General features: G+C 46.7%; 26 protein-coding genes and 1 tRNA gene. 26 read left to right on the plus strand and 1 reads right to left on the minus strand.

All coding sequences use genetic code 11. The annotated features are described in order from the left end of the window. Window positions 1-49 precede the first annotated feature (49 nt). The 16 genes from HWI92_RS01560 (at window position 50) to HWI92_RS01630 (ending at window position 12206) form a co-directional block, all read left to right on the plus strand. Entirely contained in the window at window positions 50-418 is a 369-nt protein-coding gene (locus HWI92_RS01560; RefSeq protein WP_204660455.1) for a hypothetical protein, read from the plus strand. A 44-nt stretch (window positions 419-462) separates the two neighbouring features. After that, complete coding sequence (locus HWI92_RS01565; protein WP_204660456.1) at window positions 463-765, plus strand: hypothetical protein; 303 nt, start codon at window positions 463-465, stop codon at window positions 763-765. Between the two features lie 447 nt (window positions 766-1212). Continuing rightward, entirely contained in the window at window positions 1213-1710 is a 498-nt protein-coding gene (locus HWI92_RS01570) for a hypothetical protein (protein WP_204660457.1), read from the plus strand. A 373-nt stretch (window positions 1711-2083) separates the two neighbouring features. Further along, window positions 2084-2156: transfer RNA gene (locus HWI92_RS01575), tRNA-Met, on the plus strand. Window positions 2157-2409: 253 nt separating this feature from the next. Next, a complete protein-coding gene (locus HWI92_RS01580) occupies window positions 2410-4215 on the plus strand; it encodes a hypothetical protein (protein WP_204660458.1) in 1806 nt (601 codons plus the stop codon). Window positions 4216-4241: 26 nt separating this feature from the next. Then, window positions 4242-4844 (plus strand): hypothetical protein, encoded by a 603-nt coding sequence (locus HWI92_RS01585; protein ID WP_204660459.1) that lies wholly within the window; start codon window positions 4242-4244, stop codon window positions 4842-4844. 45 nt (window positions 4845-4889) lie between these two features. After that, window positions 4890-5147 carry a hypothetical protein gene (locus tag HWI92_RS01590; protein WP_204660460.1) on the plus strand — a complete coding sequence of 86 codons (258 nt, stop codon included), beginning with the start codon at window positions 4890-4892 and terminating at the stop codon, window positions 5145-5147. A 27-nt stretch (window positions 5148-5174) separates the two neighbouring features. Continuing rightward, window positions 5175-7196 (plus strand): heparin lyase I family protein, encoded by a 2022-nt coding sequence (locus tag HWI92_RS01595; protein WP_204660461.1) that lies wholly within the window; start codon window positions 5175-5177, stop codon window positions 7194-7196. 69 nt (window positions 7197-7265) lie between these two features. Beyond that, entirely contained in the window at window positions 7266-7466 is a 201-nt protein-coding gene (locus HWI92_RS01600; protein ID WP_204660462.1) for a hypothetical protein, read from the plus strand. 452 nt (window positions 7467-7918) lie between these two features. After that, window positions 7919-8104, plus strand: a complete 186-nt coding sequence (locus HWI92_RS01605; RefSeq protein ID WP_204664866.1) for a hypothetical protein — start codon at window positions 7919-7921, stop codon at window positions 8102-8104. A gap of 7 nt (window positions 8105-8111) precedes the next feature. Next, window positions 8112-8456, plus strand: coding sequence for a hypothetical protein (locus HWI92_RS01610; RefSeq protein ID WP_204660463.1), 345 nt, complete (start codon window positions 8112-8114; stop codon window positions 8454-8456). Continuing rightward, entirely contained in the window at window positions 8456-8767 is a 312-nt protein-coding gene (locus HWI92_RS25515; RefSeq protein ID WP_204660464.1) for an HNH endonuclease signature motif containing protein, read from the plus strand. Before HWI92_RS01610 ends, HWI92_RS25515 begins: the two co-directional genes overlap by 1 nt. 277 nt (window positions 8768-9044) lie before the next feature. Beyond that, complete coding sequence (locus HWI92_RS25390; protein WP_262897684.1) at window positions 9045-9179, plus strand: hypothetical protein; 135 nt, start codon at window positions 9045-9047, stop codon at window positions 9177-9179. Window positions 9180-9741: 562 nt separating this feature from the next. After that, a complete protein-coding gene (locus HWI92_RS01620; protein ID WP_204660465.1) occupies window positions 9742-10218 on the plus strand; it encodes a phage terminase small subunit P27 family in 477 nt (158 codons plus the stop codon). Next, complete coding sequence (locus HWI92_RS01625) at window positions 10219-11991, plus strand: terminase large subunit (RefSeq protein WP_204660466.1); 1773 nt, start codon at window positions 10219-10221, stop codon at window positions 11989-11991. It abuts the gene before it with no gap. Continuing rightward, complete coding sequence (locus tag HWI92_RS01630; protein ID WP_204660467.1) at window positions 11985-12206, plus strand: hypothetical protein; 222 nt, start codon at window positions 11985-11987, stop codon at window positions 12204-12206. The genes HWI92_RS01625 and HWI92_RS01630 overlap by 7 nt, the downstream gene beginning before the upstream one ends. On the opposite strand, the gene HWI92_RS01635 is transcribed toward HWI92_RS01630, so the two are convergent. Beyond that, a complete protein-coding gene (locus HWI92_RS01635) occupies window positions 12186-12491 on the minus strand; it encodes a hypothetical protein (protein WP_204660468.1) in 306 nt (101 codons plus the stop codon). The two genes, HWI92_RS01630 and HWI92_RS01635, sit on opposite strands and share 21 nt — an antisense overlap. Window positions 12492-12597: 106 nt before the next feature. Here HWI92_RS01635 and HWI92_RS01640 point away from each other — a divergent pair, with 106 nt between their 5' ends. The 10 genes from HWI92_RS01640 to HWI92_RS01685 are packed head-to-tail and all read left to right on the plus strand — an operon-like array spanning window position 12598 to window position 18746. Then, complete coding sequence (locus tag HWI92_RS01640) at window positions 12598-13911, plus strand: phage portal protein (RefSeq protein WP_204660469.1); 1314 nt, start codon at window positions 12598-12600, stop codon at window positions 13909-13911. Beyond that, complete coding sequence (locus tag HWI92_RS01645) at window positions 13865-14509, plus strand: HK97 family phage prohead protease (protein WP_204660470.1); 645 nt, start codon at window positions 13865-13867, stop codon at window positions 14507-14509. Before HWI92_RS01640 ends, HWI92_RS01645 begins: the two co-directional genes overlap by 47 nt. Window positions 14510-14526: 17 nt before the next feature. Further along, window positions 14527-15852, plus strand: coding sequence for a phage major capsid protein (locus HWI92_RS01650; protein ID WP_204660471.1), 1326 nt, complete (start codon window positions 14527-14529; stop codon window positions 15850-15852). Window positions 15853-15854: 2 nt separating this feature from the next. Then, complete coding sequence (locus tag HWI92_RS01655; protein WP_204660472.1) at window positions 15855-16088, plus strand: hypothetical protein; 234 nt, start codon at window positions 15855-15857, stop codon at window positions 16086-16088. After that, the gene (locus HWI92_RS01660) at window positions 16085-16636 is read left to right on the plus strand and encodes a head-tail connector protein (protein WP_204660473.1); all 552 of its coding nucleotides are present in this window, start codon (window positions 16085-16087) and stop codon (window positions 16634-16636) included. Before HWI92_RS01655 ends, HWI92_RS01660 begins: the two co-directional genes overlap by 4 nt. Next, the gene (locus tag HWI92_RS01665; protein WP_204660474.1) at window positions 16620-16973 is read left to right on the plus strand and encodes a phage head completion protein; all 354 of its coding nucleotides are present in this window, start codon (window positions 16620-16622) and stop codon (window positions 16971-16973) included. The genes HWI92_RS01660 and HWI92_RS01665 overlap by 17 nt, the downstream gene beginning before the upstream one ends. Next, the gene (locus tag HWI92_RS01670; protein WP_204660475.1) at window positions 16970-17440 is read left to right on the plus strand and encodes an HK97-gp10 family putative phage morphogenesis protein; all 471 of its coding nucleotides are present in this window, start codon (window positions 16970-16972) and stop codon (window positions 17438-17440) included. Before HWI92_RS01665 ends, HWI92_RS01670 begins: the two co-directional genes overlap by 4 nt. Then, a complete protein-coding gene (gene gp17 / locus HWI92_RS01675) occupies window positions 17441-17830 on the plus strand; it encodes a tail completion protein gp17 (RefSeq protein WP_204660476.1) in 390 nt (129 codons plus the stop codon). 9 nt (window positions 17831-17839) lie between these two features. Continuing rightward, window positions 17840-18301: a hypothetical protein gene (locus HWI92_RS01680; protein ID WP_204660477.1), complete on the plus strand. Its 462-nt coding sequence runs from the start codon at window positions 17840-17842 to the stop codon at window positions 18299-18301. A gap of 52 nt (window positions 18302-18353) precedes the next feature. Beyond that, the gene (locus HWI92_RS01685; RefSeq protein WP_204660478.1) at window positions 18354-18746 is read left to right on the plus strand and encodes a hypothetical protein; all 393 of its coding nucleotides are present in this window, start codon (window positions 18354-18356) and stop codon (window positions 18744-18746) included. Window positions 18747-18779 lie beyond the last annotated feature (33 nt).

Genomic DNA, 18779 nt, shown 5'->3' on the forward strand with positions numbered 1-18779 from the left:
GAAATATGTGATTAAATTATTATCTTAGTGAAACGGTAAACGGCTGATTATGGCTTCATTGAGCGGTAAAATAGAAGAAAAGCTAAGGGAGATTGAGGTAGGAGAGGAGCTTACGTTAACAGTGAGGAAGGTTGAGCAGCGCAGCCGTGTTGAGAACCTGGCAGTCTTTATCAGTCAGCGGGATGAGCAGGAGGTGCTGACCTTTGAGGATTTGTTTGAGGTGGTTGGCTTAGTGGCTTCTGTTTCCGAAGAATTTTCACTTTCTAAATATACCATGAAAGTTACTAATGGAAATCTCTTTGATGAGTTGATAGAGATAGAGGCGAGGTCACTAAGTGAGGCGGAAGAAAAAGCTAGTGAGGTGTGCTGGAACAGTGATTACTATTTGCAGTGGGTAAAACCAGGAGGTTGCAAGTAGTAAGCTTTGAGCATCTATTTAAAGTGGTTAATCTGATTTGATCTATGCATCCTCACATATTCATTGACAAGTCAATTTCTGTAAAGCCCGGCGGAGTCGTCAAGACAGGATATGTCAAAACTGAGAATGTAGTTTTGCTATGCAAGGATCCGATGAGTAAAGGCGACATCAGCGAGAAATACGAATTGGTAAAGCAGAATGCGCCTAACCAAATATTTCCATGTCCCATCGGTCATTTCAGAGAAGATGGGCGGTTCGTAATTCTGGACGGAAGACACACCTTTATTGCGCTGGTTATGAATGGCTTTGAAAGTATTTTGGTAAGCTGGATTGACAATGAAAAATGACTGAGCAGATGTTTACTCCGAAGAAACTTGAACTATCTGACTTCTTAATTGAAGGTTCCGCCGCAATATGGAAGTCCGGATACTATGAGATTGGTGAAGACGAGGCTATTATATTACCTGCCACATGTAAGGTTTTAGCCATGTGTGAAGTAAGGTTGAAAAATCATAACAATCGGACTGTTCAAAGCAGCTTCATAAATGGTTGGCATGGGCTAAAATACCCAGTGACTAATGAGTCGCACGACTTGCAATTCATACAGGCGGGCGGGCTATTTCTTGATAATCCTTTAAAACATGATTTATGACGCCGCTATATTTACTTATTTGGGTGCTGCATGTTTGCGTCTGCTTATTAGCTCTTGGCGTAACGACTTTTATTTTATTATGGCTTTATGTGAAGCTAAAAGAAATTGCAGAGTATCCACCTATAAAGAATAATCCGTGGTCATGAAGCGATCAGTTCTATGCAGCGTTCTTAAAAGTAAGCTATTTGGCAAAGCTATCTTTGCGTCACGTAAACCGAATGCAGTGATGCCACTTCAAAATGATGCAGAACTACCATTGGGTATTTATCCGCCGAGCTTTGATATTGTGAAGATGCACAGAGGAGAAGTCAACCCTTGGGATGGTGCAGCAGCAGCAAAAAGTGTGTCATTGAAGCCACTAAGCGAACTCCATAAGGATAAAGAGGCGTGCAAGAAAATACATGAACATTTGACTTATGGGGGGACGTTTGAAGACGTCTCGAGGTTTGATGATGATTGTCCATGCACGACTCTATACGGCTACAACGATGATATGTGTCCTGACGCTACTCAAATTGAAATCAGCGACAATGGGACTATATGTTATTTATACTATCCTCATGGGAAAGAAAAGCAAGATGAAATCGGTAATGTCTTCGCTTTGGTTGATTTCATCCGCTCCCTCGGATACAGTGCTTAATAAAGTTTTTACCTCATTTTCTTTAACAGCTGAAATTTTAATAAACATTTATTATGAAAAAACACTTAGTCAACATCTGGTACGATACTAGCAGCGGGCACTTTGTCTATCGTGGATTAGTAACTGAGGTGCTGGGCGAAAATGGCAGGCCAATAGTCTATTCAAGGGGGATTTTTAAGAAGGCGTTCGGGTTTTCATTGCCAGATCATTCAAAAATTACATTTATGTAGTAGGCTCTTGTTAATCAACATACTAGCGCGTATATTTGAACGTATAAACCAAACCGTTACCCTATAAACGACATCTACATCAATAGGCTGATTGACACGCCGGAATCCCTGGCAGACGGTAAGAAAGTCTGCTAAGTCACTACAGTGAGGTGGAGCAGTTGGTAGCTCGTTGGGCTCATAACCCAAAGGTCGTCAGTTCGAGTCTGACCCTCGCAACAACCATAATCAGAGAAGGCCGTAAAAGCACGTGAGGAATGTCGGATCTACAGCATGGATAAGATCCAATCTCAGACAGTTGCCATGCCCGTGTGGCCGTACGACGAGAGAGTAGCCCCCGGCAAATTGGCTGGGGGCATTTAAGAGACAAAGTAAAGGGGTGAGTGAACTAGCAATAGGGGGTGGGCTCTGCCTGCCCCAATATTGTATGTCCCCTGATTGAGATTGCTACACTTCATCTACGATAAAATAAATGGCAATTACGCTAACCAGTCAGGGATCAAACTTGATTGTGGCTCGTAACGGAGTATCCAAGTCTTACCCAAAAGGAGACGTGGTTACTTTGCTTAACGATCCATTTCTGACGCTCTTTTATAACAACGAAACGGTCTTTCAAATTAGCTCGGTTGTTGAAATCGACAACATCGCAGCCACCGACATGACCGACCTGCAATCCAAGATTGTAGACCTGCTGGACACTACTGAAATGGTGGAAGGCGGTACTGGTCCTGAAAATGATCCAGTATTCCGAAGTTCTCCGGCCTTTGCCATCAGCAATACGAATATCAATGATTGGAACGGGGCGGCTGTTAATTCTCACACTCATGATAACAAGGATCTTTTAGACCAGATTGATCCAAATGCTCTTGATTCTTGGAATGGCGCGGCTCAGAATTCACATAGTCATTTAAACAAGCCGGTGTTGGACGGGATAACCAGCACAAAGACCGGCAACTGGGACTTAGCTTTTACTAACCAGCATACCCACGCAAACAAGACAACGCTTGACACGATCACCAGCGGGAAGGTAACCAACTGGGATGCTGCCTTTGGATGGGGTAACCATTCGCTTGCCGGATATGCGCCTAATGTGCTTTCGGGGTATCTTTCTGGTGCAGGAACAGTGGCGGCGACAGATACAGTTCTTCAAGCAATTCAGAAAATCAATGGAAACGTAACAGCCCTTTCATCGGCTGGTTATCTTACTTCTGCATCTGCTGCTGGTACTTATCAGACCTTGGCCAACTTATCGACAGATTTAACGGCAAGCGCAACCAAGTATCCCTCTGTTAATGCAGTAATCAATGCGCTGTCGGCTTATTTGACGACTTCAAGCGCATCTGGAAGCTATCAAACGCTGGCCAATCTTTCCACCGACATGACCGCGAGTGCGACCAAATACCCGTCCGTAAACGCGGTAAATACAGCACTTTCAGCTTACCTGACGTCGGCAAGTGCGTCCAGCACTTATCAGACCATTAATAACCTTTCAGCGGACCTTACTGCCAGCGCCTCGAAATACCCGAGCGTCAACGCTGTGAATACGGGCCTGTCCGGAAAGGCAAATAACATTTTGACCGGCTACACAGTAGGGGCAGGCACTGTTGCGGCGACTGACTCAGTTCAGCAGGCTATTCAAAAGCTGGATGGTAACATTGCTTTAAAAGCCAACGCGGCAAACGCAGCATTAACAGGCGTTCCAACAGCTCCGACAGCTGCTGCAAATACCAACACTACGCAGATCGCCACTACTGCCTATGTCATTGCGGCCCTTGCTGGCACTTCTGCACCTACCAATTACATCACAACAGATAGCAGTCAAACAGGCCTAACAGGGGATAAGTCAACCTCAGGCATTTGGACATTCTCAGCTGCTCCGACATTTGCCGGGGCAAACGTTTCTGCTACGGTTCTGCCTACTGTTTCAGCAACCATTGACTTGGGTAGTACGTCTCTCAGGTTTAACAACATTTACGGCACCAACCACCTATCGGGCGGATCCTATAACATGGGTACGACTACGACAACGAATAACATTACCGTACGTCAGGGAACGACAAGCCAGTTGGTAGCAGGCTATTTCGGAACAAGCGGTAAGGCATTTTTCCAAGCAGCGGGCACTATTCCTACGGATCTTGGAAGTGATAAGCAGGTTCAGATCTATGGAAGCATTGCCCTACCAACGGTCAGCAGCGGGATTTACTTTACCGCTCCAAATGGCACTGTTTATAAGCTCACGGCCTCAAACGCCGGTGCTCCTGTATTGACAGCTCAATAAGACTACAACACTATAAAGTAAGCACTATGAAAAATGTAGCACTAACCACCGCGAGCACGATTGCTGACCTTAAAAACAAAGCCGTGGAATCGGAGGTTGTTTACCTGGTAGTAGGAAAGAACACGATTGGCGATTCCGGAGGCGGGCTTTACTGGTGGGACGAATCATCAACGGCTGATGAAGATTTGATATATGGAAATGTGATCGCATCAACCCAGGTAACGACCGGGCGATTCCTGCGGGTAAATACAAAAAACATCACTCTGCCGCATGCGGTATTACAAATGAATGGTGGCGCAAAAACGGTTATCGCAAACGGAACGGTAAACGCCTCCGGAGAGATAACAGTAAACTTTACCTATGATAATACCACCAATGGAACTGCGATATTCACGCAGCAGCCATGGATTGCGATCTGTACGCCCCAACCAAACAGCGTGAACGGGAATGATGTGGTATTTGGCCAGGTAAAAGCCTATGCCAACTCTTTCAAGCAGGGCACTTTTGCTTTTAGTCGGGGCGGAGCTACTACGCTCAGCTTGTCAATTGTAACTACCGGGCTTAACGTGCTTGGAGTTCGTCCGGCTGCCTCAGGAACTCCGGTATCAGTGATGGTAATAGGCCTGTAATCATAAAGACCAATGGAAATAGTACTGACAAATAGGGGGAGTATTTTGGGCGTATCGGTGGATGGAAGAATGGCGACTTACAACAAAAGAGACCTGACCACCAACTTCAACGACCCTTACTTAGAGCTTACGTATAGAGCAGACAGTTTATTTAAAATTGACGATCATACCCAGGTCATTTCGCCGGATTCAACAGACATGGCCGACCTACTTGAAAAGGTAATTGCCCTGACATCTACGGGTGCGGGCACAGAGGGTGGGAGTGGTACTCCTACTGATCCTGAGGATTCGCCTCTTGCTTAAGAATAACCACTTCATCGACGATAAAAAATGAGCAAATTAAGCACCGCCCGGCAGAAGACGCTGGCGATTAGAGGCGTTAAACTCCTTGAACTGCCTAATTATGGTATAACAGACGCTTTGACTGCAATCACGGACACTATCGCTGACCGGATACCCTCCCTGACACTTGCCCAGGTAAGAGCAGGAGAAGCAGACGCTTCGCCGGTTGTAATGATCACTGACCCTGCTATCAAGGGTTTGTTCTATTATATGGCAAGCAGTTCAGCAGCTGATGACGGCACTACAACGATTGTAGCGGGAGCTAGGCGATACGTGAAAGACCTTACATTAAATAACACAGTGACAACGCTGCAAAGCCAGGTAGCCGGTAAACAGGATGCGCTGGGTTTTACGCCTGTTAATTCAGCTGTGCCTGTGGACAACCCAAGCTATATTAAGAGCCTTGCAGCAGTGAAAGTGGGGTTAGGCAATACTGATGACACGCGCGATATTGATAAACCTGTCAGCACTCTACAAGCGGCCGCCATTGCAAGTGCGGTAGCCCCAAAAGCGAACTTAACAAGTCCTGCCCTGACAGGAACGCCCACGGCCCCAACAGCAGCAGCGGGCACCAATACTACTCAGCTAGCAACAACGGCTTTTGTCACGGCAGCAGCAGGCTTAAAAGCCAATGCAGCGTCTCCGACATTAACAGGAACGCCACTTGCGCCTACTGCAACTCCGGGAACAAACACTACCCAGATCGCCACAACAGCATTTGTAACAGCTGCGACCAACGCGAAGGCTGATGCTAATTCGCCAGGTCTTACTGGCACGCCAACCGCGCCAACCCCGGTATCGGGGAACAGTACAACCCAGATTGCTACCACAGCATTTGTGCAGGGAGGTTTTGTTGATAGGAATACAGCCCAGATTATTGACGGTGCTAAGTCGCACAGCTCACCATTGAAATACACAGCCGACTTAGTGGCTACCTATGATTCGAGGACGCTTGTTGATAAAGGGTACGTAGACGCAAAAATTGCTTCAATCCCAGCTGGAACAGGCGGCACTGAAACGTCCAATTATGCAGTGTATGGCAATAATGACGCGGCTTATGCAGCGCTAGGCGTGAACAAGAAATACAAAGATCTGGATGATAACATCAAGGAGACTTACACTCCTTACACCATGCAGAGTGTGTACCAATCCAACGGTACCAGCCCGACAAGTCCTCCTACAAGAACCTGGTTTGGCCGTAAATGGAAACTTCAAACTCCGAACCCGGCAAAGGACAATAGTGCAGGTATTGTGGGGGATTCAAAACCGTGGAACTGCCAAAAAGCTAATAACGCATCAACAGGGGGAGTGTTCCGAATGGAGATCAGGAAAGGGGATATATGGCCTACTGACATCACCAACGGCAACAAGCAGGACGGCGTTTATAAGGAGCGTGTAGAGTGGATGCCGAATGAAAACGAAAGTTCCCTCCCAAACAACAACTTCAAGGGGCAATTCGGTCAATCCGTATGGTGGAGAGGGATGTTTATGGTGGAGCCAGGCGGAGATATTATATACGACAACGCGGATTTCTACACCAGCTTAATGCAGCTGCACCATGACGCTTTTCCTGGAAACTCAACAACAGCAGGACCAGCAGTGGCGATGGACTTGTCGTATGCCGGCACAATCAAGCTTTTTACAAGGGGTTTTAATGGAATCGTACAAGGTAGCCCCAATCCAACAGACACAAGCGGCCAATTGAGGGCACAAACTGAGATTAAACGTGGTGTTTGGAACTGGTGGGTAATCAATGTGGTGGCACAAGCCAGCGGCGTCGGTTCAGTCCTGAAATTTTGGATGAATGGAAAAGAAGTATGCAATCTTACAGGAACTTCGGGTAACCCTATTCCAATCGGTTACAGCGAAAACGCCCCGAACGCCTTCTATCCTAAGTTCGGAATTTATCGGACATCAAACCAAGTGACAACGGCAGTGTGGTTTGCTAATTACGTGATAGGGACGGATGATATGAGTGCAAATATTAGCTCTCCTGATCCTGTAAAATAACTCAAACTTTGCGCAACTTAATCTTAAATATGTGATTGTTTTTTGGTGTAATATCTGTAAATTAGGGTAATGAAGATCGCAGAGAACATACCAGTAAGAGCAGCGCGCAAGATCCTCGCAGAACGCTATAAGTCCAGAAAGCACGGCAAGATCAGAAATGGTCTTGTCGATCTTTCATTTGAGGACGATGCTGAATACTTCGCCCTCAAAGAGGTCATGTTTGAAATGGCCCGAGCAAAAGGAGCTCAGGTAGGATCACCGGATAGGTAACTAAATCGAAAGAAGGATATGAGCCTGAAAGAGTTTTTGGCCGGTTGCGTTGCAGCTTTTCTTGTTATCCATTTTGGCAGGGCTTGGCATTGGCCTGAATACTGGGTAGGCTTTTTCACCGCACTGTTTTGTAGCGTAACTCAGAGGCTCGTAAAGGAACTATCCAAGTAGCTTATGAAAGCCCTACAACATAGAGACAATCCGAAAGTATGGGGACTTGAACGAGGCGGATGCTTATTTGCCTCTAAAAGGCCTACGATATTTGAAGAAGATGTATCTGTTGATTGGTTGGCTTTAAGATACGGTTTTGACGCAGTAAAGGACTTTGTATTGGTACCAGTAAAGGTTGAAAGGGTAAATAACTAAATATGGGAAAGTTCAGGAAGAAACCAGTTGTAGTTGACGCTTGGCAATTCACTGACGCTTATGAAGGATTCAGAATCGTTAAGCACATGAACATAAAGCGGTCATGGAGATTGGGTGCTGATGCTTCGATGCCTCGGGAAGATAAAATTCTTATTCCAACGCTTGAAGGTGTTATGGAGGCTTCGCTGGGAGACTGGATCATCCGCGGAGTAAATGGCGAGTTCTATCCTTGCAAGCCAGATATTTTTGAAAAGACCTATGAGCCGGCCTAAATCAATTATGAACAGAAAACACTTTTTCTCTCATTTACTCGCAGGGGTTGCAGGCGCGATCACTGCTTTCAATGTTAAGGATGCGGATAATGCCGTTGATCAAATCCTAACTGCGGAGTCATGCCCAATTAAATATCATCCAATACAGCCTGCGCCAGTGAGCGCGCCAAAATGGACATGGACTGCAAAGACATGGGATGGTAAAATATACACAGGCGAATTTGATGTGATCGAATCATCCAGCCCATTAAGAAGGATCGCGCCTGAAAGTTCATTTAAACCAGTAGCTCTGGAAGGGACAGATGATAGGGTTTGTGTTGGTACGGCGTCTTTTATTGGCTTTACCGAATAATGCGCCGTCTCCCCTGGTTAAGCAAGCCTCAAAAGTCTCAAACAGATCACGGTAAAGCAGTAAGAAAGATCCGTGATAGCAGAAGATGGAGAGACGAAGTAAGACCTGCTCAGCTGAGAAGAAAACCTGAATGCCAGGAGTGCGAAAGACAAGACAGATTAACCCTTGCAACTCAGGTAGACCACATTATCCCATTAGAGCAGGGAGGAGCAGCCTTTGAGCCGGATAACCTGCAAAGCCTGTGCAAGCGGTGCCACGATGCTAAGACAGCGGTGGAGAATAGGGAAAGGATGAAACAACTAAATCGATAAGTATCACGGCAATTGAAGCTAGAGAGCTAACCAACAAGAATAGTGCACCGGAAATCACAATGCGAATAATGGATATCATTGTGCGCATATCAGAGGTGGCAAGTAAAGGGGGTTCCTTCATTGTAGAGAAAGACCTAGACGGCAATACTCTTGCATGGCTTGATCGACAAGGATATAAAGTTAATGTCTTTGATCAAGGCATATATTCAATCTCATGGCCATGACGACCTACATCACCGTAAAAGGCGAGACACGCAAACACCTAAATAGCCCAGATATGGACTCAACCTCTAAGAGGCCAAACGGATACGACAAAGACTACATCGAAGGCCTGATTGAGCAAGGAACTAAGTCATGGAAAGATGTACCGGACAAGGATAAGTGGCTGGATGAAATGAGAGGTAGAGAGTAATAAGCAAGCGAATGACACCTGAAGCATTTAACTGGATACTAGATTACATCCTTTATCCTGCATCATTGATGACAGCAGGAGCGGTGTTGACGACCTCATGGAGGTTGATACGAGATAAGAACGAAGCGGCGAAGCGAGAGAAGACGAATGGCTCAAAGGAGAAGGCTGAGCGGTCATGGTTGGAAATGACTGAGGATCAGTACTGGCAGTTGCGGGGAACGATAGCGATGCAGAGAGGGCGAAGCCGAGTGATCGACGAATCCCTGAGGATGATAGATGCCAAATGGGAGAGAGCGAAGCAATATCAAAGGCGTAGAAATGGCGTCAATAATGGAAAAGTGCAACGATGATGCACTGAAATGCGGGTTTACACCCCTAATTTCTTGTAAAAGTGCAATTCGAGCTTGTAGTAGCCCCATACCCCCTTGTAGTACCCCTACTACATCGACCGGGAGGGGGAGGGCAAAAGTCAAAATGACCTTTTTTGGCAACCGCCCGGCCAGTCGTCTTTACATTATGTCAAAAATCGGGGACAATTCCCCCGGAAAAGAGAAATTGAAAAATGGCTGCAAAAGGTAGACCCTCCAAGCCGACCGAACAGTTGAAGCGAGAGGGTAATTTGAGAAATGACAGGCACTCTGACAGGCTTAATGTGTCCGTACCGCTGGATTCTACGCCTCCGGCCTGGCTGAGTGAAGAGGCGCGTAAGCATTGGACTAGTTGGTATCCGGTCCTCAATAAAAATGGTATTCTGAAAGAGACCGATGCAATCGCATTTGGTCTTCTCTGCATGGAGTATGACCGGCTTACGATGATGATGAAGGATTTCAAAAAATCAGACGATTACATCATCACTCATATCTCAGATGTAGGAGCTATGGTCCAGAAGATCGACCCCAAGTACACGATCATTTTAAACTCCACAAGGGACCTGTTTCGGATGCTTGCGGACTTCGGCATGACGCCTACTTCCCGAAACAAAATCAAGGCGGCGATAGAAGAAGAGGAGGATCCTTTCGAGAAAATAAGTAAGATGTAGATGGAGCTGCTGAACGATTTAAAGAGTGCTTACCAATACGCCAAAGATGTCAGGTCCGGCAAGATCAATGTGAGCCGGCCGATTAAGCAGGCGATCGAAAGATTTTACAGCGATCTGGATCAAACCGAATCCAACTTCTACTTCGACGCGACCGCTGCTCAAAAGGCGTTGAGCTTCTTTGCTCTGCTTTGCTTTACAAAAGGAGACTGGAAGGGTAAGCCTTTCGTGCTGCAGCCCTGGCAATGCTTTATCGTTGCTAACATCTTCGGTTGGAAAAAGAAATCAAATGGCAAAAGGCGCTTTACTGAAGCCTACATTGAAATTCCCAAAAAGAACGGCAAATCGGAATTAGCCTCTGGCATTTCACTTTACATGCTAATGATGGATGGCGAAGGATCTGCTGAGGTGTATGCGGCTGCCTACAATACCAAGCAGGCAAACATCTGTTTTCGTGCTGCAAAAAGTATGGCCAAGGCTTCGCCGCATATCCGCAAGCGATTGGAGATTCAGACCTACGTAATGATCCACCATCAATCGGAGTCAATTATGACTACCGTTGCCAATGATGGTGATGGTACAGAGGGTAAGGGATCGAGCTGCGTTTCATTTGATGAGTACCACGTTCAAAAAACTAACGACCTAAAAAATTCCCTTCGTAGCGGTATGGCGGCCCGATCTCAACCGCTGTTCTTTACCATTACAACGGCAGGCGATGATGTCGAATGCCCATGTTATGAATTCCGCGACTTATGCCTGAAAATTCTTTCTGGACTAGCCAAGATCGAAAACATTTTCTGTATGATTTACGGCCTGGATCCGGAAGATGAGGATGAAGCAGCAGAAAATTGGCAGAATCCTGAATATTGGAAGAAAGCCAATCCTAACTATGGAGTTTCTGTTCAGATTGAGTACTTGATCGAAGCAAAAAACGAGGCGAATAACTCGGGCGAAAAGAAGGTTGACTTTCTGACAAAGCACTTGAACATCTGGACCAGCTCATCCAGCATCTGGATTCCGGCAGACAAGTACCAGGCGCGCGCCAAACCTGAATTCAAGCCACCAAAGGGGGCTGTATGCTACGGAGGAATCGACTTAGCGAGCACTAAGGATATCTGCGCAATGTCCTTTTACTTCCCAGACTATAACTACTTCATGCGCTTCCTGTATACGACCAAAGCTATGATCGGCAAGCAGCGCAAATCTGGGATTAACTACGATAAGTGGATTCAGGAAGGCTGGCTCATTGTTGCAGGGCAAACGGCTAACATCAACTACGAATATCTTAAAAATGACCTCCGACACTGTGCAGAGTATTATGATATGCGTTTCATTGGTTACGACCGGTTTAATTCAAGTCAGCTGGTAACGGAGCTAAATGATGAATTGAGTCCCATCTATGTCCCCGGAAATGGTAAGACTAAATCAAAGTATGAGGATAGGCTGCAGCCATTTGATCAAAGCATCAAAGCCTTCAGTGTGCCAACAAAAGAGTATGATGACATCATGCGGAATGGATTTGTAGATCGAGATGGTGTAGAAATCCCAACTATGCACGACGGCAACCCTGTAATGAATTGGATGCTCGGCAATGTGGTCCTGAATCGTATTGAGCAGAGTTCTCCAATTGATGAGGATGATGCAACCTACATTAAGCCAGATAAGGGAAAGTCTAAGGATAAGATTGATGGAGTAATCTCAGATATTATGGCCCTTGGGGAGTACAGGGCATGGCACTACGAAACACAGTATTCTAATGATATCAATGTATGGTAACCCTCGAAAACAAAGATTTACAACTTACAAAGGCGGGCTTTCTTAAAATCTTCGACAAGCACCGGGCAAGCGGAATGACTATCCAGGATGCTTACTATGCCGTGGTTGATTACTGCCGGGACAATGGGTATGACGCCAAATACAGTACGTTTGAAAGCTTCAAAACAAGGGCCCTGTATGCGGCCAAACCAAAGTCAGCGCATCGCATACCTTAACTTGCCCGCCAAGCTATAAACAAAGTCTTTCCGCAGCGCAAAATCAGTTAATGCCTGCTTCACGTAGATCGGGCTGTACGTGGTCGAGTAGGTAGCATTTTCAAAATCTGGCAAGATAAATTCACATCCCCATCCGCGATCAACGGAAGCAAGCCGGACTGTTACGCTTTGCCCTATTTTCCTGCAAAGTTCTTCTCCCACCCATTTAAAAACCACATAGGCTTCACTTGCCCGATCAACACTGCCGCATTCAATTATCGCTACCGGCTCAAAGTCGCTCTCCATGCTTCATTTTCTCATTCTTTGATATTCCAATATACCTATAAAAAGTAATTATTAGTTACCAAAAACGCTGCGAAACGGCCATAAATTCGTAGAAACAGGGTAAATCTTGCCTAATCTACTGCAAAAATGGTTTGGATCTGGTACGCTTGAAAAGGAGCCAGAAACGCGGATGCTGCAAAACACGGTGAACCATGTTCCCGATTTGGAGGCGTCCTTTCTGCGTATGCTGGGACTTGATCCAATCCATGTGAGCGTGAATGCGGTATCGGCAATGAGCTTAAGTACATTCTACTCGGCGGTAAGGCTCATATCAGACCTAATTGCGGCTCAGCCTTACTCTGTTTATCGTTCTTTGCCAGATGGAGGTTCAAAAGTAGCCAAAGATCACCGGCTTCATTACCTGATTCACACGCGGCCCAATGCCAGAATGAGTCCCTACATCTTCCGTAGGACACTCATTGCAAACATGCTCGTATATGGATATGCGGTAGCTCGGATTCTGCGGGATGGAGAGGGCAATGTTTACTCATTGATTCCTTACGCATCCTCGAAGGTTTCGGTCAAAGTGGATCCCGATACAGGTGCTTACTTTTTCCAGATTGACAACGAGCCAGGCGTTACAAAGGGGTTAATGCTTGCAGAAGATGATGTCATTTTCCTGAAAGACATGAGCCTTGACGGAAGCTGCGGGCAGTCGGTCGTGAAGTGGCAAGCAGAGACGTTAAAGCTTAACCTACTGACGCGCAAGTACGCCAATCAGTACTACGAGAAGAATGCGTTTATCTCAGGCATCTTGACCACTGACCTTCCTGCTAAGGATGCAGAATCGGCCAAGATATTTAAAGACCGGTTCCTGAATGCATTGAAAGATCAGTCAGGACTTGCAGTTCTTGGGGCCGGTGCAGATTACAAACCAGTAGGCAGAAGCCCAGTTGAAAGCCAGGTAATCGAGTTCCTGAATCAAAGCGACAAAGACATTGCCAAGTTCTTCGGCCTTCCACTGGCCATGCTTGGAGACACAGAAAAACAAACCTCGTGGGGTACCGGCTTAGAGCAGAACTTCATCGGGGTAACCAATACAGTGATCATTCCCAAGGCAGTGCAGCTTGAACAAGAGATTAACTACAAGTGCCTAACCTTCAATGAGCAGCGCAAAGGATACTATACAAAACACAACTTCCGCAACCTGCTAAGGGGCGACCATAAGTCATACGCGGAGTTCGTGGCTAAGATGATCCAAAACGGCGTGTACAGCCAAAATGAAGTAAGAGCCTGGGACGAACTACCCTCCGTAGAAGGCGGCGACCAGCACTGGATTCAGCAGAACATGATGCCTCTTGACAAGGCAGAGGAAATACTAAAAGGCAAAAGCAATGGAGAAGGAGTTACGGTTCCAACCGGTATCCAGTCCGAAGATTGAAACCCGCGAAAACGGCAAGGATGTCATTTCAGGCATGGGGGTTGTCTTCGGGCAACGGTCTGAAAACCTGGGCGGCTTTTACGAATACATCGACAAGGATGCATTTGCAGAAGCAGACATGAGCGACGTTGTGGGCCTGTTTAACCATGACAGCAACTACGTGCTTGGCAGGTCTTCCAGTGGCACGATGCGGTTTAACATTCAGCCTGACGGTATCTACTACGAAATTGACGCGCCTTCCACTCAGACCATCCGTGACCTGGTACTTGAACCTATGAAAAGGGGAGACATCAAAGGAAGCTCTTTCGCCTTTACAATTGCCGAAGACGGCGATAGCTGGGAATACGACAAAGCCAACCAAGTTTACATCCGACACGTGAAAAAAGTATCTCGGCTTTACGACCTGTCAGCGGTAACTACCCCTGCTTACCCGGCATCAACCAGCCAAGTTGCAAAGCGCTCATTGGATGCATTCAAAGAAGAGCTTGAAAAGCGGGAAAAACAAGCACAAGAGCAAAATACACCTGAGCCAGCATACAAGCTTCAATATGCCCAAAACAGGCTCAAACTCATTACAGAATACACTTCATCAAACTAAAAACAAATAATTCAAGTATGAAAACGCTTAGAGAAGTGCAGGAAGAACGCAATCAGAAAGTTGCTGATGCCCAGGCCCTGCTTGACAAGGCAAAATCCGAGAAGCGCGAACTGTCCGACGACGAGCAGAAACAGTTTGATGCATTATTGGAGGAGAAGGCGGCACTCGAAAAACAAATCGAGAACAAACGCAAGCAGGAGGACTTTGCTGCGCAACGCGCAATGACTGGCAACTTCAATGTAGGCGGCGAAGCTCCCAAGGAATCAAAGGACGAGAAGAACCTGCGCAACTACTCGGTACTTAAAATGATCCGTTCGCAAGTTGATCAGAAACCGCTGGACGGAGTTGAAAAAGAGGTGCACGAGGAAGGCGTTAAAGAGGCAAAAGAACTCGGGCAAGAGATTCGCGGGTTTGCAATCCCTTCAAGGTTGATTTCAAAACGCGACAACTCGGTAACTATGCCGACACAGCCAGAAGACGGTGCTGCGGTAGTTTCCAAAGATGTACGCGATGACTTGTCCATTCTGGACATGCTGCGCAATGCCTTGGTGACTCGTCAGCTGGGATGTACTTATCTGAATGACTTGGTGGGCAATGTTGCCTTCACTCGCTTGACTCAGCGTCCGGTAGCATCCTGGAAACCTGAGGTTGGCGCACTTGACAAATCAAACGTGAAATTCGCGGCTGACGAGTTGAGCCCTAAGCGTCTTGGTACTTACACAATCCAGTCGCTTCAATTCATCCGTCAAACTGCTCCAAGCGTTGAGCGCCAGATTCGTGAGGAAATTGCATACGCTATTTCTGAGGGGGTTGATATTGCAGCGATCTCTGGAACAGGCACTAACAACCAGCCTACAGGTATCCTGAACCACACTGGCGTTGCTAGTATCAACGTTTCTGGACTCGGAACTAACGGTGGACCATTGACCCGGGCAAACATCATTACCCTTCGCACTGCGCTCCTCAAAAGGAATATTCGCGGCCGTCGCCTTGCATGGCTTCTTAATGCTGCAACGCAAGGATCACTGGCAAATACACCGATTGCAACTGGCTCTGACAAATTCATTCTGGAAGGAGACAACCTTCTTGGTTACCCTGTGGTAATGTCCAACATGGTCCCTTCTGACCTGGACAAAGGATCTGCTTCTGACTCGCTGTCAGCAATGATCTTCGGTGACTGGTCTGAGCTGTACATCGCACAGTGGGGCGGCATTGACATTCTTACAGATCCTTACACGCTCGCTGTGGATGGTCAGGTTAAGATTGTTGCGCAAGGCTTCTTCAATGTGTTGGTGCACCGTCCTGAGGCATTTGCTTATTACAAAGACATCGTCACTACCTAAGCATGAAAGGAAAAGTAATCAAGCCCATCCCCGGTACTGGTTATAGTATCGGGGAGGTGGCTCAGTTCAACGGAGAACGGTACGCGGAGTATTTCGAGTCCGGACACATTGAACTGATCAAAGAAGAGCCAGAAACAGCAACGGCAAAACCTGAGCTTACAGCCGACACAAACCCGGTTGAAAAAGCTACAAGCCACGCCAAAGAACACGCAGCACGTCACAAACCTAAGAAATGAGCCGGTATCCATTCGTAATTACTCCGCATGCAGAAGAGATCATCTCTCTGGATCTTGCAAAAAAGTGGCTGCGAATGGATATCCCAGGCTACACAGGGGAGGACGAGGTAATTCAGGAGGCAATTAAGGCGGCAGTAAGTCGGGTAGAAACGGTCTGTAATCTTTCACTAGGCATTTCTACTTACCAGTGGAATACCGAAAGCCAACCTTGCCAGATCAAGGATGTGTTCTACGTGAAGGAAATCGTGAGTCTGAGGCACTTTGACAATGACGCATACCAGACGATCCAGACGGATCAATACGAGCTGGTTCAGATTGGAGAAAAGCGATCTGTGATCCTTTACCATCCTGACTTTGACGCCAGGTACGGCAGGTTTGAATTGACGTTCACTGCGGGCTTTGGAGCCGACAGAGTTCCTTCTGACTTGAAGCGGGCAATCCGGGCAATGATTTCAGAGGATTTTGACAACCGGGCTGATGGTGTATCTGAAAAGAAAACGCTCTCAGACAAACTAATGGAACCATACAGAATTGGCTACCCAGGATAGACTTGCAGGGAAATACGACAGGCGGATTGACCTGCTTCGGGCGGACACAGATACTGACGATCCAAATAACGAGCAGCAGACTATCTACGTAGCCGCTTTTGAGAACTTCCCGGCCTGTAAACTGGAATCCAAAGGGCAAGACGAGGAGCTTGATGGAAACAGTCTGAAAGGCTCAATAATCGTTTCCTGGCAGATCAGATACATTCCTACAATAGCCATTAACACTACCTGGAAAATCAGGGACACACACGACGGATTAGAGTACGAGCTAGTCGGTCCTCCTATTGAAATTGGAAGACGCCAAGCTCTAAAACTGAATACAAGGCTTGTACAATGAGGGTTAAGATTGACACCAAAGAGCTTGATAAACTGGCCAAGGGACTAAGCAGATATGAATCTGTGGTACCCAGGAGCGTCAAAAATACAGCTCTTCGAAGGTCATCAAAACCTATGCTGGATGCAGCCAAGAAAGAAGCCCCAGTAGGCCGGGCAATATCCGGAAGAAACAACGAGGAAGGAGGGGGGGCGACACGGTCAGATCTACGTATCAAAGCAGTTAAGCCGGAGCCTGGAGAGGATTCAAGGGTTTTGGTTGGTGTGTCCAAGCGCAGAGGGAAAGTAGGATGGAGGACGCACTTTATCACCCGGGGCTTCACTGATAGAGGCGGCAAGCGACACGCTCCAAATGACTTCTTAAAGAGAGCCTACGAGTCCACCATTGAAGCAGTTGGTGCCCTATACAAAGAGGAAATCCTGATTGCTTTTAAGAAGTGGGCTGACAAGAATTTACCCAGGAACTATTAGATGATCTCGACGGCAGTCATACAAAAGCTTATCAGTACGCCGGGCATCAATAGTCTTGTCGCAAAGCGGGTGTTCCCCAATATCATTAAGGCTGATGCGGTGTATCCGGCAGTGTATGTATTCTCAGATCAAATGAGATTAATCAACTGCTTTCAGCCTGGAACGACAAGATCAGGTAAGATTGAAATTGGCGTATATGCACCATCGTACACAGAGGCGCAGGCCATTATGAAGGCCATAAGGGACACGCTGGATGGTTTTGAAGGTACGGTTAACTCGGTGGCAATTTCCATCGGAAGAGGCGAAGAAACAACAGATCAGTACGACGAGGAGACACTCAGTCACGTAAAAACAATCGAGTACGAAGCAATAGCAGAATCAACAAACTAAATAATAAAAATGGCAGACGCAAGAACCGTTGAGCTAGTTAGTGGTATTGAAACTACGCTAGCAGTAGACAAAGCTGGTGGCGAAACACCTGTATATCTCATTGTTGGTTGCGCAACGGATATTTCAATGTCTGGCGAAACCGAATTGATCACGGCAAAGTGTTACTCGGGAACAGAGGTCGCGCCTTCCGGCGATGATCCTGCGTATACCTTTACCATCAATGGTTTGGTAAAAGAGTATAACGCCACCAATGACCCGAACAACGTTTCAGCAAACGATCTGGAAGACTGGTTTTTGGCAAAAACGTTGAAAAAGTTCAGATACGCCCGCCCGAAAATTGGTGACCGGGTTAGGTCTTTCGATGGCTTTGTAACGAGCTTTTCTGAGTCTGGAACAGTGGATGGTAGCCAGACGTATTCGGCTACTGTCACCCCGCTGAAAAAGCCTGTGATCACCTCAGTTGTAGCATAACACTTCATCATCCTGCCTGGCTCTCGGGTCAGGCAGCTACTAAATCGAAATAATGGCTAAGAAACAAGAGCAGGAACAATTTCCGCAGGCTTCTACAAAATTTAACATCAACCTGGGCGAGGCCGGAATAAAGACGGTCAGCTTCGGGATAGCGGCATTTACGCGCATTAAAGAAGATAACGCCAAGGTCACCAGCGCATTCAGCGTCCTTGAAGAAATGGACGAGCTTCAGATCATTCCTTACCTGATTTGCTGCGGTATTCGCCCTGAGGAAAGAAGTTGGTCGAACTACGAAGATTTTCTTGACCTGTACGATGCGTGCGAAGATCAAGAGGCAATCAATAAAGTGATACCGGGCTATATCTCGGCAATGGGTGTGCTTGGAAAAAAGCTAACACCCGCTCTGGACGTCGTTCAAAAAATGTACGCGGCAGCGGGGAAATAGCCAACCCTTACCACTGGTTTATCGAGGCTGGTA

It is taken from the genome of Dyadobacter sandarakinus (assembly GCF_016894445.1).
GTDB lineage: Bacteria > Bacteroidota > Bacteroidia > Cytophagales > Spirosomataceae > Dyadobacter > Dyadobacter sandarakinus.